This is a genomic window from Bacillus sp. 2B09, from assembly GCF_003946835.1.
In the GTDB taxonomy this organism is placed as follows: Bacteria; Bacillota; Bacilli; order Bacillales; family Bacillaceae; genus Bacillus; species Bacillus altitudinis.
The window spans coordinates 87,128-105,119 of record NZ_RPSG01000005.1 but is presented as its reverse complement, the minus strand read 5'-3'; the positions used below and the strand labels follow the sequence as shown (position 1 = coordinate 105,119).

19 protein-coding genes are annotated in these 17,992 nt (G+C 42.4%); 9 read left to right on the top strand and 10 right to left on the bottom strand.

Annotated elements, in window-relative coordinates; all coding sequences use genetic code 11:
• The first annotated feature begins 276 nt into the window (after positions 1-276).
• The 3 genes from EBQ12_RS11735 (at position 277) to comJ (ending at position 3,052) form a co-directional block, all read left to right on the top strand.
• The gene (locus EBQ12_RS11735; RefSeq protein ID WP_007498233.1) at positions 277-705 is read left to right on the top strand and encodes a NucA/NucB deoxyribonuclease domain-containing protein; all 429 of its coding nucleotides are present in this window, start codon (positions 277-279) and stop codon (positions 703-705) included.
• 126 nt (positions 706-831) lie between these two features.
• Positions 832-2,529 carry a methyl-accepting chemotaxis protein gene (locus EBQ12_RS11730; protein ID WP_048001301.1) on the top strand — a complete coding sequence of 566 codons (1,698 nt, stop codon included), beginning with the start codon at positions 832-834 and terminating at the stop codon, positions 2,527-2,529.
• Positions 2,530-2,665: 136 nt separating this feature from the next.
• A complete protein-coding gene (gene comJ, locus EBQ12_RS11725) occupies positions 2,666-3,052 on the top strand; it encodes a competence protein ComJ (protein ID WP_048001302.1) in 387 nt (128 codons plus the stop codon).
• 1 nt (position 3,053) lies between these two features.
• On the opposite strand, the gene EBQ12_RS11720 is transcribed toward comJ, so the two are convergent.
• Complete coding sequence (locus tag EBQ12_RS11720; protein WP_017358552.1) at positions 3,054-3,860, bottom strand: AAC(3) family N-acetyltransferase; 807 nt, start codon at positions 3,858-3,860, stop codon at positions 3,054-3,056.
• Positions 3,861-3,884: 24 nt separating this feature from the next.
• Entirely contained in the window at positions 3,885-4,304 is a 420-nt protein-coding gene (locus EBQ12_RS11715; protein WP_017358553.1) for an Lrp/AsnC family transcriptional regulator, read from the bottom strand.
• Between the two features lie 115 nt (positions 4,305-4,419).
• Between EBQ12_RS11715 and EBQ12_RS11710 the strand changes: the two genes are divergently transcribed.
• Positions 4,420-5,184: an MBL fold metallo-hydrolase gene (locus EBQ12_RS11710; protein WP_017358554.1), complete on the top strand. Its 765-nt coding sequence runs from the start codon at positions 4,420-4,422 to the stop codon at positions 5,182-5,184.
• A 46-nt stretch (positions 5,185-5,230) separates the two neighbouring features.
• Here the strand turns inward: EBQ12_RS11710 and EBQ12_RS11705 are convergent, their stop codons facing one another.
• Positions 5,231-5,560 (bottom strand): YckD family protein, encoded by a 330-nt coding sequence (locus tag EBQ12_RS11705; protein WP_007498247.1) that lies wholly within the window; start codon positions 5,558-5,560, stop codon positions 5,231-5,233.
• 238 nt (positions 5,561-5,798) lie between these two features.
• Between EBQ12_RS11705 and EBQ12_RS11700 the strand changes: the two genes are divergently transcribed.
• Positions 5,799-6,614: a transporter substrate-binding domain-containing protein gene (locus tag EBQ12_RS11700; RefSeq protein WP_370529221.1), complete on the top strand. Its 816-nt coding sequence runs from the start codon at positions 5,799-5,801 to the stop codon at positions 6,612-6,614.
• 12 nt (positions 6,615-6,626) lie between these two features.
• Positions 6,627-7,304 carry an amino acid ABC transporter permease gene (locus EBQ12_RS11695; protein WP_008347854.1) on the top strand — a complete coding sequence of 226 codons (678 nt, stop codon included), beginning with the start codon at positions 6,627-6,629 and terminating at the stop codon, positions 7,302-7,304.
• Positions 7,305-7,335: 31 nt separating this feature from the next.
• Here EBQ12_RS11695 and EBQ12_RS11690 read toward each other — a convergent pair whose 3' ends face one another.
• From EBQ12_RS11690 to EBQ12_RS11670, 5 genes are all read right to left on the bottom strand, one after another.
• A complete protein-coding gene (locus EBQ12_RS11690; protein WP_008342056.1) occupies positions 7,336-8,634 on the bottom strand; it encodes an arsenic transporter in 1,299 nt (432 codons plus the stop codon).
• A 129-nt stretch (positions 8,635-8,763) separates the two neighbouring features.
• Positions 8,764-9,996 (bottom strand): PucR family transcriptional regulator, encoded by a 1,233-nt coding sequence (locus tag EBQ12_RS11685; RefSeq protein WP_125590097.1) that lies wholly within the window; start codon positions 9,994-9,996, stop codon positions 8,764-8,766.
• A gap of 125 nt (positions 9,997-10,121) precedes the next feature.
• On the bottom strand, positions 10,122-11,669 hold the full coding sequence (gene pruA / locus EBQ12_RS11680) for an L-glutamate gamma-semialdehyde dehydrogenase (RefSeq protein WP_125590095.1): 1,548 nt from the start codon (positions 11,667-11,669) through the stop codon (positions 10,122-10,124).
• A 23-nt stretch (positions 11,670-11,692) separates the two neighbouring features.
• Complete coding sequence (locus EBQ12_RS11675) at positions 11,693-12,610, bottom strand: proline dehydrogenase family protein (RefSeq protein ID WP_017358556.1); 918 nt, start codon at positions 12,608-12,610, stop codon at positions 11,693-11,695.
• A 161-nt stretch (positions 12,611-12,771) separates the two neighbouring features.
• On the bottom strand, positions 12,772-13,575 hold the full coding sequence (locus tag EBQ12_RS11670; RefSeq protein ID WP_125590093.1) for a nucleotidyltransferase domain-containing protein: 804 nt from the start codon (positions 13,573-13,575) through the stop codon (positions 12,772-12,774).
• A 60-nt stretch (positions 13,576-13,635) separates the two neighbouring features.
• On the opposite strand from EBQ12_RS11670, the gene EBQ12_RS11665 reads away from it, so the two are divergent.
• Positions 13,636-13,950 (top strand): hypothetical protein, encoded by a 315-nt coding sequence (locus EBQ12_RS11665; protein WP_008342068.1) that lies wholly within the window; start codon positions 13,636-13,638, stop codon positions 13,948-13,950.
• 70 nt (positions 13,951-14,020) lie between these two features.
• Here the strand turns inward: EBQ12_RS11665 and EBQ12_RS11660 are convergent, their stop codons facing one another.
• A complete protein-coding gene (locus tag EBQ12_RS11660; protein ID WP_125590090.1) occupies positions 14,021-14,983 on the bottom strand; it encodes an acetylxylan esterase in 963 nt (320 codons plus the stop codon).
• A 210-nt stretch (positions 14,984-15,193) separates the two neighbouring features.
• Here EBQ12_RS11660 and EBQ12_RS11655 point away from each other — a divergent pair, with 210 nt between their 5' ends.
• A complete protein-coding gene (locus EBQ12_RS11655; protein WP_125590089.1) occupies positions 15,194-15,979 on the top strand; it encodes a carbon-nitrogen family hydrolase in 786 nt (261 codons plus the stop codon).
• A 196-nt stretch (positions 15,980-16,175) separates the two neighbouring features.
• Here the strand turns inward: EBQ12_RS11655 and EBQ12_RS11645 are convergent, their stop codons facing one another.
• Positions 16,176-17,081 (bottom strand): LysR family transcriptional regulator, encoded by a 906-nt coding sequence (locus EBQ12_RS11645; protein ID WP_076822627.1) that lies wholly within the window; start codon positions 17,079-17,081, stop codon positions 16,176-16,178.
• 118 nt (positions 17,082-17,199) lie between these two features.
• On the opposite strand from EBQ12_RS11645, the gene EBQ12_RS11640 reads away from it, so the two are divergent.
• Positions 17,200-17,973 carry a class I SAM-dependent methyltransferase gene (locus EBQ12_RS11640; RefSeq protein WP_125590085.1) on the top strand — a complete coding sequence of 258 codons (774 nt, stop codon included), beginning with the start codon at positions 17,200-17,202 and terminating at the stop codon, positions 17,971-17,973.
• Positions 17,974-17,992 lie beyond the last annotated feature (19 nt).

The window sequence follows — 17,992 nt, the reverse complement described above, 5'->3', positions numbered from 1 at the left end:
GGTCTAGTCAATTTTATTTTTTTGAAATTTCTGTGTGTTAAAATCTTGAAATTAGCCTAAAAACCAATCATAAAGCCATTTTGCATCAGCATATATGTTTTTTGAGCAGCAAAATTAAATTTTTATGAGTTTGTACAACGAGGAAAAGAGCATAAACAGGTAAAAAACGTTTTTCGAACTTTAAAAGACGTTTTTTCAAAACGAGGAGAAATTGGTAAGTAATTCTGCTATACTTCTGTTTACAAAATACGCTAAAGAGAAAGAGAGCTAGCATCTATGAAACTTCTTAAAACCATTCTCTTGCTTTTATTGATTGTCATTGGTATAGCGACAGGCTATGTCCAACTAGGGCAACATAAACAAGAGACGACAAACTCTTCTTATGACAAAACCATTCACTTTCCATCAGATCGATATCCAGAAACCGCGAAGCACATAGAAGAAGCTATTGACGAAGGTCATTCTTCCATTTGCACCATTGATCGAAAAAATAGTGATGAGCAAAGAGACAAATCACTTCATGGCATTCCAACAAAGCGTGGTTATGATCGTGATGAATGGCCAATGGCGATGTGTAAAGAAGGTGGAGCAGGGGCTTCTGTCAAATATGTACGTCCTTCGGATAATAGGGGGGCAGGCTCTTGGGTAAGTCATCAATTATCAGATGATCCTGATGGCACAAGAATCCAATTTATTATCGAGTAGCACTATCTTTCCTTTTTTCATAACAAAAATTTCTGTGTAAGTGCATTCACGTATATCAAACATTTTTTTCATGCCGATAATCTTTAAGGAGGGATACCCTACCTTATACCTAAAGGAGTAAAAAGCATGAAGAAAAAAGGAAAACTGAGGCTTGGCGCCAAAATAATGCTGATCTTTTTAAGTGTCCTCATCGTATTTTCAGCAGTGGTTGGTTATGTAGTGAACCGCGAAATGACAGAGAACATTAAGCAAATGGCCACCGAAAAAGCAAAAGGCGATCTAAAGCTAGGATACGCTTACCTAACTGAAAAGGTTGCTGGCTCGTGGCAGATAAAAGATGGCAAGCTTTACAAAGGAAATACTCAAATCAATAACCATGACACATTGGTTGATCAATTAGCCGAATATACTGGTGATACAATCACGATTTTCCAAGGAAATACCCGTGTTGCCACAAATGTCATGTTAAACGGGAAACGAGCTGTAGGAACCGAAGTCTCACCTGAAGTAAAGGCCGCTGTTTTGGATAAAGGCGAGAATTATTACGGAACAGCCAATGTTGCCGGGAAAGACTACCAAACGGCTTATATGCCCATCAAAAATGATACAGGGGAAACGATTGGTATTTTCTATACCGGTGCAAATCAAAGCATGATTTCACAAATGCTTCAGTCTTTCTTTATTCAATTTGTCACGGTTCTACTGTTAAGTTTAATTGTTTCTGTTATCATTATTTCTATTTTCACAAAGCGGATTCAGACACGTCTCAAACATATGGCATCTGCTATTAAGAGTGCAGGCGAAGGAAATTTAACCATCAACGTGACAGATCACACAGGCGATGAACTTTCTGAGCTGGCAGGTCACTTTAATAAGATGCGTGAGAAATTAAATCAAACCATTTTAAATGTGATCAAAACATCTGAATTAGTAGCCACCTCTTCTGAGGAGCTGTCAGCTAGCGCAGAAGAAACGAGTGCAGCATCAGAGAAGATTACCCATACCATTCAAGAAGTCGCTCAATCGTCTGAACAGCAATCAGCCCAAATGACAGCTAGTGAGCACACGATGAGACAAGTATCTAACGAGCTAGTAAACATCACTGAAAATGCGGGACAAATGGCAACAAGAAGCCAGTCCGCACAAGAAATGGCCCAAAAAGGTGTACAAAATATCGGTGAAGTCAATTCACAAATGACATCTATTGCAAAATCAATTGAAGAGAACGGTTCAGCAATTCAAGCGCTAGAAACACGTTCAGCCGAGATTGATCAAATTTCCAAAGTGATTACAGATATCGCTAACCAAACTAATCTACTTGCTCTTAATGCGGCCATTGAGGCAGCACGCGCAGGTGAACACGGAAAAGGTTTTGCCGTTGTGGCAGACGAAGTGAGGAAGCTCGCAGAAGAATCGCAAACCTCATCCAACATGATTTCACATCTCATTTCCGAAATACAAAAAGAGATGAATCATTCGACGAGTGCCATTAAACGAGTACGAGAGGAAGCGGCTCAAGGGGCTGTTCTTATTTCTCATACAGAGGATTCATTTATTGACATTCAGCAGTCAATGAAGGAAATGGCAGATGGCATTAAACATTTATCAGATGCATCCAAAAAAATCGCAGCTTATACAAATGATGCGAAGCAGACCTTTGCCTCTATCACAGAAGGCGTTAAACTGGCGAGTGAACATTCACAACAAGTAGCAGGTTTAACAGAAGAACAATTTGCAGCAATGGAAGAAGTAACAGCTTCATCAGAGGCTCTCGCCCATTTAGCAGGAGACCTAAAAGAAATGGTTTCGCAATTTCACATCTAGATCCCTCAAACAGTAGCGCAAGACGGCGACAATCGTCTTGCTGCCTAACATTCTCTTCAATTATCTTACTTTCAAACATTCACTTTTCAACATGATCGCCAGCTGGACAAATTTTATGAATAAAGGAGTTATCTATATGAATGATTTAAATCAAACGTATCCCCTATCTATCTCCTATCACCAAATCACCGTATACACTGGAAGCACGACGCCACCTGTGATTGATTGGACAGATGACGATATTCTTCAAGGATTCGCAACTGGGGATCGAGGTATTTCTTTTGAAGGCATCAATAACGGAAAGGCTTCTATTATCGTGACATTAAACAGCCATGAGCCTCCATCATCCGTTGATAGAGTCATCACAGTGCCATTTACTCATTCAAGTGATCAGGTTTATCTGACAAGCGTCATGGCACAGATACTGTCTTTCTCCATTCCAAAAGGAGACTATCAGCTCACCTGCTATATATCTGAGCACCCTGATCAAGATCTCTATTATTTTGATTTTCAGACTGTTTAGATCACGCCTGGTCGTACTGCTCAAGCCATTTTTCTGCAAAATCGACTGATTCTCTCATCGGCAATAAATACGAATTGGCTAGCCCGATTTGACTGTGGTTATAACTACATTCTGATTGTAAAAAGTCACGACCAATCTGTTCAAATAGTTCTTCTCTTGTGATGATATCTTGATACTCTTTCCACACTCTCCAACCATTCTCTAAAATGGGGGCCCCTCGTGTCATGAGGTCTTGCTGTGAGATTCGATATTCAGCTAAGTGAAAAGCTGTCACACTTTCGAATGACGTGCCAATTAGCAGCACTTTTGCATCAAGATCGTACATACGTCCAAGAGGTGAATTTTCTCCTAAACCATAAGGAAGCGCATGGTGGTTCAACACTTCATGTTTCCTTTTCCCCCAGGCGGTGAATGAGAAATGAGGATGATTGCTTCTTTCTACGCCTGGGTATTTCCAAAAGGTCTCCGCTACCTTTCCCATTGCTGTTGGAGCTGTGTAAGCCGGATCAAATGCAGGCATCGTGTCTTTGATCGGTTTCCACCAAGAATATGGAACAGGCGGATTGATCCAATCAGCAGGATCAGACAGCTCTAATGTTTGTGCCGGCATAATCAGTGTTCCTTCATCTGTTAAAATATCCATCATAGCTTGGATAACGGCTATGGCCCCTCCATTCACCCAGCCAATAGATGACAAGGATGAGTGGACACATAAGGTCATGCCCTTCCTTACACCAAGTTGAACCAAATCCGCTTTGATTCTTTCCTTTGTGATCGGTTCAGCCTGATGTTCAATTAATCTTTTCATCGGTTATTTCCTCCTGCGCCTCATCTATTCTTGATGAGTGAGACGTTTCACAGCGATAGACAATTTATAATTTGCATGCTTTGTTAGCTCCGTTAAAAATTGATCAAGCTCATCATGACTGGAGAAATGTCCTTCAGCCATATAACAGCCCTCTCCACTTATTTTAAACAGGTTTTTGATTTCTTCCTTTTTATGGAGAAACGATAAAAGCGGTTCATGATCATAACTTCGGGTAAAGAGCTGTAAAAATGTTTGGATGTTCTGCTGTGTCCGCCAGTTAATTGAAATGGTATAGGCTTCAATAATCCCCTCTTCTTCAAGCTTTAAAACTCTATTTTTAGCAGCTTGACCGGTTAAATGGACTTTTTCACCAAGTGCTTTCATCGTCAATCGGCTATTCTTTGAGAGTTCTTTTAATATATCCATATCTGTTTTGTCTAGCATTAGCTCACCTCTTTCAAAAATCAAGTCGTTCCGCTGAAAGACTTTCATGATCCTCTGTCACATGAGGCTCTTTTAATATACTGTAAACTTAATAAGAAAAAAAGGAGGCCTTCTAATGAAAATAACACTCATTCGTAATGCTACTTTATACCTTCAATATGGTCCGTCAACATTTTTAATCGATCCCTTTTTAGCAGCAAAAGGAACCTATCCACCGTTCCCGCATACTGCCAATCAACATGTAAACAATCCAATTGTTGAGCTGCCTGCAAACATTGATTTGGACAAGATATTACAGCCTGATGCTGTCCTGCTCACTCATTTACATGTAGATCACTTTGACGACGAGGCAAAAAAGAGGTTAGCGCAAACTTTGCCGATCTATACTCAATCAGAGAAAGATCGCACGGAAGTAAAAGAAGCTGGATTTCAGCATGTTACATGCATTGAAGATGAAATGGATGTTTGCGGTGTTCATATCAAACGAACTGGCGGGCAGCACGGGACAGGAGAAACCGCTAAACGGATGGGACAAGTGAGCGGTTTTGTTTTCTCTCATCCTGATGAGCCTACTCTTTATATTGCAGGAGATACCATTTGGTGTGATGAGCCGAAAGAGGTTGTGAATACATGCCAGCCAGATATTATTGTGGTCAATAGTGGGGCTGCCCAATTTTTAGAGGGAGACCCCATTACGATGACAAAGGAAGAGATTGTAGACATTCACCATTCTCAACCACAAGCTCAAATCATCGCCTGTCACCTTGAAGCCGTGAATCATTGTTTATTAACAAGAGCAGCATTAACATCTTACATTCAAGAGAATCATGCAGATCAGGCCATTTTTGTCCCTCAAGATGGTGAGACGCTGACTTTTTAACACATAAACAATAAAAACCGGCCCCTTGCTGCCGGTTTTCTTGAACTTATGGTCGATGGTGCTGTGGTTTTTTTAGTAATGGAACAAACCCGTTATTTTTTAAGTGATTGTAATGTTCATCCATTCGTTTTGTGATGTGCGTGCCTTGTTCCTTCGTTAACACACCATACTGAACGTATTTTTCGATCACTTCTTTTCGTTTAGACAAAATTTGCTGTTCAAGTACTTCAATTTGTTTTTGTTGCTCTGTCGTTAATTTTACTTGATGCGTGACGGGGCGCTTTTCCATTTGGGGTGTTTCTCCATGAGCCGTATTCACTTGAAAACCAAATAATATCACCATCGTTAGTATGATCAAACCACTTGTTTTTTTCATCTCTGTCGTTCCCTCCTTTATTCGATTTTAATTTGCGCATTCTTTCCTTTTTTATACATTATTCACACCATCAAATTGCACATAATATTCTTACTTTTTCGCTTTTCATCTGAAAACGTTGTCCTAACTGAAAAAGCGTGCTATGTTTTGTTTTGTATAAAAAATAGAGGAGGATTCTTAAATGAGTCGTTTTTATCATAGAAAACCTATATGGGTGCTGCTTGTTGTGTCTGCTCTCATGCTTGTCATGTCTGCTTGCAATCAATCAGGCTCATCTCAGTCTGGAGAATCAAAGTGGGATCAGATTCAAAAGAAAGGGAAAATCGTGGTCGCTACTTCAGGCACCTTGTATCCTACGTCTTACCATGATACATCTAACGGCAAGGATCAATTGACTGGCTATGAAGTGGAAGTCGTCAAAGAAGCATTTAAGCGCCTTGACGTAAAAGTAGAATTTAAAGAAATGGGTTATGATGGTATGCTCAGTGCCATTAATTCAGGTCAGGTGGATGCCGCTGCAAACGATATCGACATCACAGATGACAGGAAAGATAAGTTCGCCTTTTCAACACCTTATAAATACTCATATGGAACCGCTATCGTCAGAAAAGATGATCTGTCAGGTATTAAAACGCTAAAGGATTTAAAAGGAAAGAAAGCAGCCGGTGCTGCAACGACTATTTATATGGATGTTGCCCGTAAGTATGGTGCAAAAGAAGTCATCTATGATAATGCCACAAACGAGCAATATTTAAAGGATGTTGCAAACGGCCGTACAGATGTCATTTTAAATGACTACTACTTGCAAACACTGGCGCTTGCTGCATTCCCTAAGCTAAATATTACGATCCATCCAGACTTAAAATACATGCCGAATGAACAAGGGTTTGTGATGAAAAAAGACAATACAGAGCTTCAAAAAGAATTAAATCGTGTATTAAAAGAGATGAAAAAAGACGGAACCATGAAAAAGATTTCGGAGAAATTCTTTAATCATGCTGACGTCTCAAAGAAAATTGATGTTGATGTCGAAGATGTCGACATTTCTAAATAAGGAGCCGCAGCCGTGGGAGATATTCATTTAGAATATATCTTTAATCCTGCACTGGCAAAAGCGTCATTTCCATTTGTCATGAAAGGCATCTGGCTGACGCTGCTCATTTCTTTTGTGAGCATGTTTTTTGGTACGATTCTTGGCTTTTTTATTGCCCTTGCTCGAATGGCAAATACGTGGTTCCTTCGGCTGCCTGCACGGCTGTATATTTCATTCATGCGAGGGGTTCCCATTCTGGTCATTTTGTTTATCCTTTATTTCGGATTCCCTTACATCGGCATTGAATTTACAGCTGTCACTGCTGCTATTATTGGATTCAGCTTCAATAGTGCTGCATACATTGCCGAAATTAACCGGGCGGCTCTCTCCTCTGTTCCAAGTGGTCAAGTGGAAGCCGCCAAATCACTTGGTCTCAGCTATTGGCAAACGATGCGCGGAGTCATTTTGCCTCAATCCGTGCGCATTGCACTGCCGCCCCTGACCAACGTCATGCTTGATTTAATCAAAGCTTCCTCACTAGCGGCAATGATTACTGTGCCAGAACTCTTCCAGCAAGCAAAAATTGTGGGTGGACGAGAATTTGATTATATGACCATGTATATATTGGTTGCCTTGATTTACTGGGGCATATGCAGTGTGGTCTCATTGCTCCAAGACTTTTTGGAAAAACGCTATGCAAAATATCTTTAACAACAAAAAGCAGATCCGGTGGATCTGCTTTTTAATGTATCAGCCATAACCACACATACAACCCCAATAACGTGATGATCAGCGTTGGTATGGTTAGAATGATTCCAGCTTTCATGTATGCCCCCCAAGAAATATGCACACCTTTTTTCTTCAAGACATGAAGCCACAGCAATGTCGCCAATGAACCGATTGGGGTCATTTTCGGACCAAGGTTTGAGCCGATGACGTTGGCATAAATCAGTGCATCTCTCATCACACCTGCTGTATCTGTGTGACCGATGGCAATCGCATCAATTAAAACGGTTGGGAGGTTGTTCATGACAGAGGATAACACGGCTGCCAGAACCCCCATAAACATCGTTCCCGCAAGTAAACCGTGTGACGCCCCCTGTTCAATCCACGCCGCTAAAATTTCTGTCAGGCCGACATTTTTCAGCCCATACACCACGACATACATGCCGATAGAGAAAAACACAATCGACCACGGTGCTTCTTTGACGACTCGTTTTGTCGCTACTTGTGGACTCCGTTTCGCCAGCCATAAGAAAGCAATGGCAATGCCTCCTACAATGATTGACACCGGAATACCTGCCAATTCCCCAGCAAAATATCCAACAAGCAAGCACCCTAACACATACCAAGATAACCGGAACATGCGCAGATCACGAATGGCCGAAGCTGGTTCCTTCGCCTGCGAAACATCGTACGTTTTCGGGATGAGTTTCCGATAAAACACATACAACACAAGCATACTAGCGCCAAGCGATACAAGGTTTGGGACGAACATGTTTGCTGTATATTCAAGAAAGCCAATATGAAAATAATCGGCTGATACGATATTGACCAAGTTACTAATGACAAATGGCAAAGACGTCGTATCTGCAATAAAGCCGCTTGCCATGACAAATGGCAGGATCATACGCTCATCCAGCTTCAGCGCTCTGACCACAGATAAAACGATCGGGGTTAAGATGAGTGCCGCTCCATCATTGGCAAAAAAAGCTGCTACCACAGCGCCGAGCAATGTTAAATAAATAAACATGCGGACCCCGTTCCCTCTTGCGGCTTTTGCCATATGAAGTGCCGCCCATTCAAAAAAACCAATCTCATCTAAAATCAATGAAATGATGATAATTCCAATAAATGCAAAGGTGGCGTTCCAGACAATTTGGGTAACTTCCCATACATCGCCCAAATGAACGACCCCAAAAGCAAGAGCAAGAATCGCTCCCCCGCACGCTGACCATCCAATGGTTAAACGTCCTGGCTGCCAAATGACAAGGACGAGGGTCATGATGAAAATCAAAATGGCCAAGGTGACTGATCCCAAAGGTGGCCCTCCTTTCACTTTCCTCATAAAATCTTTATCTATCATACAACGAAATAAGGCAATTGTATGCCATTTTATGATCTCGCATAAAAATCCGCAGGTCATCCTTTGCACCTGCGGAGTCCACGCCTATTGATCTTTTTTCATCAGCATCAATTCAATAAATAACTCACAACGCTGGCTAAAATGACTTAAATCGATAGACGTCATTTCAAAAATTTGTTTCATTCGATAGTTTAGTGTATTTTGATGAATAAACAACTGCTCTGCAGCTGGTTTTAGCTTGCAATTATTCAATAAGTAGACCTCTAAGGTTTTTAAAAATGATGTTTGGCTGTCACGGTCTTTTTCCTTTAGGCGCAACAAATCTGGATTGAAGTCGTTTTTCTTTTTTTGGTGACTGTAAATCGAGTCTAAGAACCGGAAGACCCCCAAATGCTCGTAATCGTATGGAATCAATTCCTGTCCGCCGACAATCTTCACTGCTTTCACGACTTCTATCGCTTCAAATCGACTTGTGCTCATTTTCATGACATCTCGATATTCTCTTCCCATCCCAATATATAAAGGAGATGGGTGTGTATGCGTTTTCGATTGAAGATGTGCAACGACATCCGCAGCGGTCGCTTTTGGTGAGTGGCGATCTGACAAACTGCCTAATATCACGACGATGTCTGCTTGCACAGAGTAGACATGATTGACCTTGTCTTCTAGCTGTAAATAGGTTCTAATCACATCCTTCACATCTTCTGCCGTCTCACTTTTGTTATCGGCGGCATGAACAACCATCACAGTAAAGACAGCTGGCAGTGGAATGCTTAAATTCTCAGCTTCCCATTTCAGCTCTTCTTCTGTATAAAAATGATCATCCATGACCTTTTTGAAGAACTCTTCAATCTTGCCTTCCTTTTTCTCCAGCTGTTTCTTATTTTTATAAATAACTTTTCCAACCTGAAACGATGCCTCGTGTAAAAATTGCAGCTCCTCTTGAGAGAGAGAATCTTCAATGTCCTGCACCCAAATAAAGCCGACAACCTCTTGTTTGTGCTTGGCGCTCACAGCCACTCGTCGATTCAACCCGAGCTCCTCATGACCATTCACATAAAAAGGATTTGAATCTGTATATAGCTGCTCAATGACCCCTGTTTTTTTTAACCAATCCACCACAGCTCCCGGACATTCCTTTGAGAAAATGGTTTGCTGATTGACTGGGTCGAACTGCTGGATGCTGTAAGAATTATAAGCAAGCAGCTGACATTCAGTACTTTCTAAAATGACTGGTTTCTTTAAATAACCACTAATAAATGCAATTAATTTATCGACATCAAAAAATGTATGAAGCTTTTCTAATATCTCTTCCATCCCGATTGCTCCCTGAATAAGTGATACATTTATCATACTTCTTTCCAGTCAGATTTGTATAGAAACAAGTCGTAGACAGGTAAAAAAAGCATGAACTCGCCTGCACGAGTTCATGCTTTTCCATATTAAAACATTTCGCTGATCGTTTTGGCCTGCATGTGCAGAGCAAGATAATCTGGACCGCCTGCTTTTGAATCAGTTCCTGACATTTTAAAGCCGCCAAATGGGTGGTATCCCACAATCGCTCCCGTACAGTTACGGTTAAAGTAAAGGTTCCCGACATGGAACTCCTGCTTCGCACGGTTGATGTGATCACGATTATTTGTAATGACCGCACCGGTTAACCCGTATTCTGTGTTGTTGGCTACTTCAAGCGCCTCATCAAAGCTTGAGACTTTTGAGAAAGCTAGGACAGGTCCAAAGATTTCTTCTTGCATTAAACGAGATGTTGGCTCTAGATCTGCAAACACGGTTGGATGAATGAAGTACCCTTCTGAATCATCACTTGTTCCGCCAGTGACTAGACGGCCTTCTTGCTTGCCAATCTCGATATATTCTGTGATTTTGTCAAAGGAAGCTTGATCAATGACAGGTCCCATGTACACATCAGCTGATAACGGATTCGCTGTTGTTTTCGTTTCTGTGATTTCTTTCACTCGCTCAACGACTTGGTCATACAGTTTCTCGTGGACGACTGCCCGAGATCCAGCTGAACATTTTTGACCTGAGAATCCGAAGGCTGATGTGAAAATGGCGTTAGCCGCTAATTCAACATCTGCATCCTCATCTACAACCACGGTATCTTTACCGCCCATTTCAGCAATGACACGCTTTAAATGCTGTTGTCCTGGCTGTACTTTTGCCGCACGTTCAAAAATACGTGTGCCCACTTCTCTTGATCCAGTGAATGTAATAAGGCTTGTTTTCGGATGATCTACTAAGTAATCTCCAACTTCTGCTCCGCTACCTGGCACGAAGTTGACAACACCTTTCGGAAGACCTGCTTGCTCCAGTTCTTCTACAAAGCGGGCAGCAATGACAGGCGTCGCACTTGCTGGTTTTAAAACAACTGTATTCCCAGTGACGATTGGCGCTACTGTTGTTCCTGCCATGATCGCAAACAAGAAGTTCCATGGTGGAATGACAAGCGTCACGCCAGTTGGTGTGTACACATATTGATTGCGTTCCCCTTCGCGGCTGTTCACCGGTTTGCCTTTCGCAAGCTCTAGCATTTGACGGGCATAATACTCTAGGAAGTCAATGGCTTCTGCTGTATCTGCATCCGCTTCATTCCAAGGCTTTCCTGCTTCTTTTACGAGAAGAGCTGAATACTCATGCTTTTTACGGCGAATGCTTGCCGCAGCGCGGAATAAGACGCCGGCTCTTTCTTCTGGAGACGTGTAGCGCCATGTTTCAAACGCTTTTGCCGCAGCTTGAATCGCTTGCTCTGCCTCTTCATTCCCAGCTTTTGATACGGTACCCACGACTTCTTCCTTCTTCGCTGGATTGATCGAGACAATCTTGTCTGTTGTTTCGATTCTTTCTCCATTAATCACAAGCGGATAGGTTTGCCCAAGTGATTCTGTTACTTTGGCTAATGCTTGTTCAAACGCTTGGCGATTTTCTTCCTGGCTAAAATCCGTGAATGGTTCATGCTTGTAAGGTGTTGTCATCTTTGTCACGCTCCCGTTTCAAATTATTTTCTCGTCATCCCTTTTAAAGCAAATGCAATGTTTGCCGGTCGTTCTGCAAGACGTCTCATGTAGTAGCCATACCACTCTCTTCCATACGGGGTGTAGACCCTCATTTGATAGCCTTCCTTCACGAGTGCTTGCTGCGTTTCTGATCTCATGCCATACAGCATTTGAAATTCGAACTGATCTGTCTGTATATTGTGTTTTTTCACAATATGTTTCGTAAATTCGATCATTTGATCGTCATGTGTCGCAATGGCTGTATAATTCCCTGAGAGTAACTGCTTTTCGATCAGCTTCTTGTAATTCTGATCGACGTCTTTTTTGTTTGGATACGCCACTTCGGCGGATTCCTTATAGGCACCCTTTACAAGTCTTAAAAATGGCTGCAACTCATTTAGGTCATCAAGATCTTGTTCTGTTCTGTACAAATACGCCTGCAGAACCGTACTGACATACTCATATTGAGATTTCATTTCTTTAAAAATGTCCAGCGTTTTTTGACAGCGCTGTTCATCCTCCATATCAATTGTCACCATAATACGGTGTTTCTCTGCCGTATCTAAAATGCTTTTCATATTGCGATACACAAGGTCATCGTCAATATCTAAGCCAAGCGATGTCATTTTAAGTGACACGTGGGAATTGAGTCCCGCCTCTGCAATTCGCTGAATGGTTTGAATACACTCATTCGTCCGCTCATTTGCAATCTCTGCCTTTGTGACAAACTCACCAAGGTGATCAACCGTTACGGCCATACCTTGATCATTTAATCGTCTGATGACAGGGATAGCGCTCTCAAAATCCTTCCCACCGATGATTTTCTTTGATGCAACAGCACTTCCCCAATTACGAGCAATATGGTTCAAGAGACTGCTCTTTGACAAAAACAAGAAGAAATTTCTTGTGACCGACTCCATAAAGGGCACCTCCCACTCTTTGTAAGCTATGTCTTTATTGTAAGGCTCATGAGCTGTCCGCTACAATATTTGAAGATGACAAAAATTCTGACTTTTTTTGTGGTTTTATCACAATAAGAGATAAAAAAAGAGTCTGCCTCTATCCGGCTGACTCTCCCCTCCTACGCCCACACCTCATAAAGGGTAGACTGCAAAAGCTCATTTAATTCTTGCATCAGATTGTCTTTCGGCTGATTGTAGCTTTTCACCAATTCATCAAAACGCGCCAGCTCTTGATCAATAAATGGATGGACATGAGCGAGACGGTTCTCTACATCCATTTCTTCTCCGTCCATTTTACGTTTGAGCAGTTCGTGAATTTCTGTTAACAGCGGGCCTTCCTCCACTAGCTCCTTGAGTAATTCATGAAAGTCCATTGGTGGAACCGTCCGGTAACGTTCAATCCACTGACAGGCAAGCAGCGGACGAAGCACATAGAAATACTTCTTGATTCGCACCTGCTCTCCTCGTAAATGCCGGCTCTCATTCCGCTTCGCCATATTAAGGTAATGATACATCAAAGCCGCAGGGTAAAACGCTCGATCCTTTAATTCTCTCAGCCGCTTGGCTAGAGAGAAGGATTCAGCATAAATGATGTCAGAAGACAGCCATTCCATAATGGATGGATTCGATTTATTGAATAAACGCAACGCCTTTCGCAGCTCCCAGCCGCTGATATCAAGCATGTCATCAATTGGCCGTTCAATGACATCACGATGCTCTTCCATCGCCCAGTACCATTCTTTCCGGGGAACGTATAAAAAGCGAACATCATAATCACTGTCAGTTGAAGGAAATCCCCATGCCCTGCTGCCCGATTCAACGGCGAGACAAATCTTGATGTCATACGTTTTTTCAATGATTTTCAGCTCTTCCTTAATTCTCTCTCTCAAGTGTCCATCAACTCTTTCTATAGAATTCTGCATGACTTCTTCACCTTTTGGGAAAATACGAATAAGACATATATGAAAAAGGAGTTGGATCTGATGTCTATATCTCGCATTATGAAATGGATCACTGGGATTTTTGAAGCTTGCCTTGCTATCCCTGTGATCGGAGGTCTATTCGTTATCAGCAATGGCTATTCACCGCTCATGGTCATGCTTATTCTGCATATTATCACACTCGTCTTATCGAAGCGAGACCAGGGACCAATGATCGGAAGTATCATTGGAATTGTCACATCCTGCCTTGCATGGATTCCGATTCTCGGATTCATCCTTCACATCATCACAGCCCTTGCCCTGATCGTTACAGCATTAGTACCTGATGAAAAAACAAGACAGAACACCAGTTATTAAGCTGAAAGCTCCAATAGCTGAAAAAGACAAAGAGCTAAAATGAATGTGATTTTAGCTCTTTGTCATGCTCTTATGTTGATAGAAGCAAATGCTTTTGTAAAAAGGACAGCTTCTCTGTTTGAAAAGCAGGAATAAACTCGTGCCCATAATATCGGTACACTTTCAGCTCTTTATCTGTTTCTAAATGATTGTATGCCGCAAACACGGTGGATGGCGGTGTCACTTGATCAATCAGACCGATCGCCATCAATGTTGGCTGTTTCACCCAGCCGGCTAAATTGATTAAATCAAAGTAACTTAATGTCTCAAATGCCTTTTCCTCCACTTTCGGATCACTGTTTCTGCGAAAGTATGAATTGATTTCTAAATAAGGCTGCTCCAAGGCAACATCAACTGCACGCTCAAAATTCGATAAGTATGGATAGTCTGCCACAACGACTTTTGGAATGTCTGAAAGGGCTGCGGCCGCAATCGCTAATGCACCCCCCTGACTTCCACCGATCACGCCGATACGGTGTTCATCTACTTCGGGGAAAGACTGAATGACTTCGAGTGCACGAACCGCATCTAAATAAACACCGCGATAATAGTAAGTCTCCTTTGATAAAATGCCTTTTGTCATCCACCCCAAAGCGTGACCGCCTGGTGTCACCGCCTGATCTTCACTGCCGCCTTGACCGCGGACGAGCATACCAAATGTTGCATAGCCATGCAGCGCCCAGTTGACGATGTCGTGAATGCCGCCGTCATAGCTGGCATTATAGCCATGAAAACGAACGAGCGCTGGATGCGGACCAGTTTGATCAGGCACAGCATAAAAGCCTTCAATTTTAGAATGTCCAAAGCTTTGATACGTCAGGCGGTACACCTTGACGCCTTTCACTGGATAGTCATAAGATTCAAGTGTTGGCTCTGCCTCCACTTGGTGCAGTTCTTCGAGCGATTTCTTCCAAAAGTCTGAGAAATCAGGACGTGCTGTTTTCTTTGGTTTATATTTTTTTAGCTCTTCTAGTGATAAATCGAACAATTGCATATCATACTATTCCCCTTTGTTTTATTAGTTATGAGTATCATACCACTCATTTCTTGATTGAGAAAGTCATTTAACAAAACCTTCTGACATTTCTATTGGCAAAGATAGCGGAAAGCTTTATGATAAAGAAACTGGCTTGAAGACTAGATGTTTCAGGCAATATCACCCGAACCATTCATTGCATGAAACGAATAAAGGAGGAAGACCGACATGAACATCGCCCTGATTCAAATGGACGTACAAATAGGAGAACCTGATGTAAACTTTCAGAAAGCAGAAGCGTTTTTAGAAGAGGCCATCCGCCAACAGCCTGATTTGATTATTCTACCTGAAATGTGGAATACCGGCTATGCGTTAGAGCAAGCGGATGAGCTTGCCGATGCAGATGGCGAGCGAACAAAACAACTCTTCTCTTCCTTTGCTCGTCAGCACCAAGTGTATCTCATCGCAGGCAGTGTTTTAAATAAGAGGACAGAAGATGAAAACATCACCAATACAATGTATGTCTTTAACCGCCAAGGTGAGCTTTTGTTAGATTATGATAAAATTCATTTATTCCGCTTAATGGATGAACACAACTATTTAACCGCCGGTCATCAGCTTGGTTTATTTAACTATGATGAAGATGTCAAGATTGGCACCATGATCTGCTATGACCTCCGCTTCCCTCAGCTTTCTAGGACGCTCGTGAACAAAGGGGCGAAGGTGCTTGTTAATACCGCTCAATGGCCGTCAGCAAGAGTGGACCATTGGCGCAGTCTGCTCATCGCAAGAGCCATTGAGAATCAGTCATTTGTGATTGCGGTGAACCGGACGGGCACAAGCAGAGACACTGAATTCCCTGGTCACTCCATGGTGATTGACCCGCTCGGACGCATTCTACTTGAGACAAATGATGAAGAAGACATTTATTATGCAAACATTGATCTTCAGCTCGTAGATGAAGTGAGACAACAAATCCCCGTCATGACAGATCAGCGGCTGGATTTATATTAGAAAGCAGGGGCCCCCTGCTTTCAGCGTGTAGACAAACCCTCGCATTCGGTGTCAGTCCTGTGTGCCGGTGCTCACGAATGTCAAATTCGCTCCGCGTCGGTACTCGTCCTTCCTAAACTGCAAAGGTTTTCTATCACGCTGAAAAAAGGTAAAAGCAGGGGACTCCCCTGCTTTTTGCGTTTAATTAAACGTTTGTTTAAGCTTTTCCTTGATTCTGTTGAAGGTCCATGAAGGCTTGAGCGGCTTTCGTTAAATATCTTTCTTCCACATATGCAAACACAAGTGTGCGGGTTGGGCATGAATCAATGTGTAAATAAGTGACTGCTTTCCTTTCCTCTTGTGCCACCATTTTCGGCACCACCGTCACACCTAGCTCATTTTCAACCAATGCCTGAGCTGTTTGAATATGACTTGTTTCAAATGCAATCCTCGGCCGAAAGCCATGATGACGGCACAGTTCCGTTACCACTTGCCGAAAGCCATATCCCTCTTTCAGCATAATAAATGGGGCATCTTCCAGAAGATGAAACGGGACAGACCCTTCTTGATCCGCTTGATTGATGATTTCATTGAGTTCATCCGTCAACCACGGTTGAGCCGTTTGCGGAATGGCGAGGAGAAGCGGCTCTGTCAGCATTTGTTTTGTTTTCAATGATTCATGCTCGACAGGCAGAGAAAGAATCGCCAGATCCAGTTTCCCAGCGAGTAAACGTCTTTCTAGCTCACGAGGCGATTCTTCTATCAAATGAACGTGAACGTGCGGATACGTTTGACAATAGGTTTTTAATAAACTTGGCAGGACATATCCCCCTGTGACAGCTGGCGCACCGATCAACAGTTCTTTCCCCACCTCATAAGCAGCTTCCCCCATCTCACGCAATAAATCATCTCGTTCCTTCAAAATGGTTTCTGCTCTTTTGATCAATCGGTTTCCTTGAGGTGTAGGAGTGACTTGTCCATACTTCCGAATAAACAGAGGAGTATCTAATTCCTCCTCAAGTTTTTTAATTTGCTGACTTAACGAGGGCTGTGTAATGTGAAGTTTTTCCGCTGCTTTTGTAAAGCTTTGCTGCCGGTACACTTCCATGACATATTCCATCATTCGTATATCCACTTCTCTCACCTCATAGGTTTTAACTATTCATATCATATCTTTTATGTCTTAGACAAATCACGGGAAGAACCCTACGATAAAGAAACAACAAAAAGGGGGTAAAGGAATGAATCCATATTCAAAAGCCGAGAAACAATTCTCACAAAATGCAGAGAACTACCGAGATTCACCCATCTTTTCAGCTGGAAAAGAACTTGAATGGATGAAAACGGCGGCGAAGGCAAAGGGCGATGAGCATCTACTTGATATCGGCTGCGCGGCAGGTCATACCGTGTTTTCCTTTTCAGACGTCATCTCTAAAGGAATCGGGATTGATGTCACACCCAAAATGATCGAGGTTGCTACAGCACTTGCGGAAGAGCGACAGCTGAACCACATTACGTTTGAGCAGGCATCCGCAGACGCATTGCCCTTTTCTGATGCATCATTTGATCTCGTCACATGCCGATTTGCTGCTCATCACTTCCCACATCTCCCGGCAGCCATGTCTGAAATCAGCCGAGCCTTAAAGAAAGGCGGCAAATTTCTACTTGTCGATCATTATGCACCTGAAAACCAAGCACAGGATGACTTTATTAATCATTTAAATAGACTGAGAGATCCCTCCCATGTGCGAGAAAGCTCGTTATCAGAATGGAAAGAGCTTTTCGCTGACAACCATCTGACGAAAGAAGATATCCGTTACTGGGATCTGCATATTGATTATCAGGACTGGATCATACGAGGACGTACACCAGAGAATGTTCAAAAGGAGATCGTTGCCCATCTTCATGCTGCAGACGATGAAACGAAACAGCTCTTTCAACTGCAATTCGACGAACATCGTCAGCCAACATCCTTTTGCCTAAAAGCTGCACTGCTTCAAGGGATCAAACACTGATCCTATAGAAAAAAGTCTA

Excerpts from the sequence above, each read along its gene's own strand:
- EBQ12_RS11735 (WP_007498233.1), top strand. The coding sequence starts at position 277 with ATGAAACTTCTTAAAACCATTCTCTTGCTTTTATTGATTGTCATTGGT.
- EBQ12_RS11730 (WP_048001301.1), top strand. The coding sequence starts at position 832 with ATGAAGAAAAAAGGAAAACTGAGGCTTGGCGCCAAAATAATGCTGATC.
- comJ (WP_048001302.1), top strand. The coding sequence starts at position 2,666 with ATGAATGATTTAAATCAAACGTATCCCCTATCTATCTCCTATCACCAA.
- EBQ12_RS11720 (WP_017358552.1), bottom strand. The coding sequence starts at position 3,860 with ATGAAAAGATTAATTGAACATCAGGCTGAACCGATCACAAAGGAAAGA.
- EBQ12_RS11715 (WP_017358553.1), bottom strand. The coding sequence starts at position 4,304 with ATGCTAGACAAAACAGATATGGATATATTAAAAGAACTCTCAAAGAAT.
- EBQ12_RS11710 (WP_017358554.1), top strand. The coding sequence starts at position 4,420 with ATGAAAATAACACTCATTCGTAATGCTACTTTATACCTTCAATATGGT.
- EBQ12_RS11705 (WP_007498247.1), bottom strand. The coding sequence starts at position 5,560 with ATGAAAAAAACAAGTGGTTTGATCATACTAACGATGGTGATATTATTT.
- EBQ12_RS11700 (WP_370529221.1), top strand. The coding sequence starts at position 5,799 with ATGCTTGTCATGTCTGCTTGCAATCAATCAGGCTCATCTCAGTCTGGA.
- EBQ12_RS11685 (WP_125590097.1), bottom strand. The coding sequence starts at position 9,996 with ATGGAAGAGATATTAGAAAAGCTTCATACATTTTTTGATGTCGATAAA.
- pruA (WP_125590095.1), bottom strand. The coding sequence starts at position 11,669 with ATGACAACACCTTACAAGCATGAACCATTCACGGATTTTAGCCAGGAA.
- EBQ12_RS11675 (WP_017358556.1), bottom strand. The coding sequence starts at position 12,610 with ATGGAGTCGGTCACAAGAAATTTCTTCTTGTTTTTGTCAAAGAGCAGT.
- EBQ12_RS11670 (WP_125590093.1), bottom strand. The coding sequence starts at position 13,575 with ATGCAGAATTCTATAGAAAGAGTTGATGGACACTTGAGAGAGAGAATT.
- EBQ12_RS11665 (WP_008342068.1), top strand. The coding sequence starts at position 13,636 with ATGTCTATATCTCGCATTATGAAATGGATCACTGGGATTTTTGAAGCT.
- EBQ12_RS11660 (WP_125590090.1), bottom strand. The coding sequence starts at position 14,983 with ATGCAATTGTTCGATTTATCACTAGAAGAGCTAAAAAAATATAAACCA.
- EBQ12_RS11655 (WP_125590089.1), top strand. The coding sequence starts at position 15,194 with ATGAACATCGCCCTGATTCAAATGGACGTACAAATAGGAGAACCTGAT.
- EBQ12_RS11645 (WP_076822627.1), bottom strand. The coding sequence starts at position 17,081 with ATGATGGAATATGTCATGGAAGTGTACCGGCAGCAAAGCTTTACAAAA.
- EBQ12_RS11640 (WP_125590085.1), top strand. The coding sequence starts at position 17,200 with ATGAATCCATATTCAAAAGCCGAGAAACAATTCTCACAAAATGCAGAG.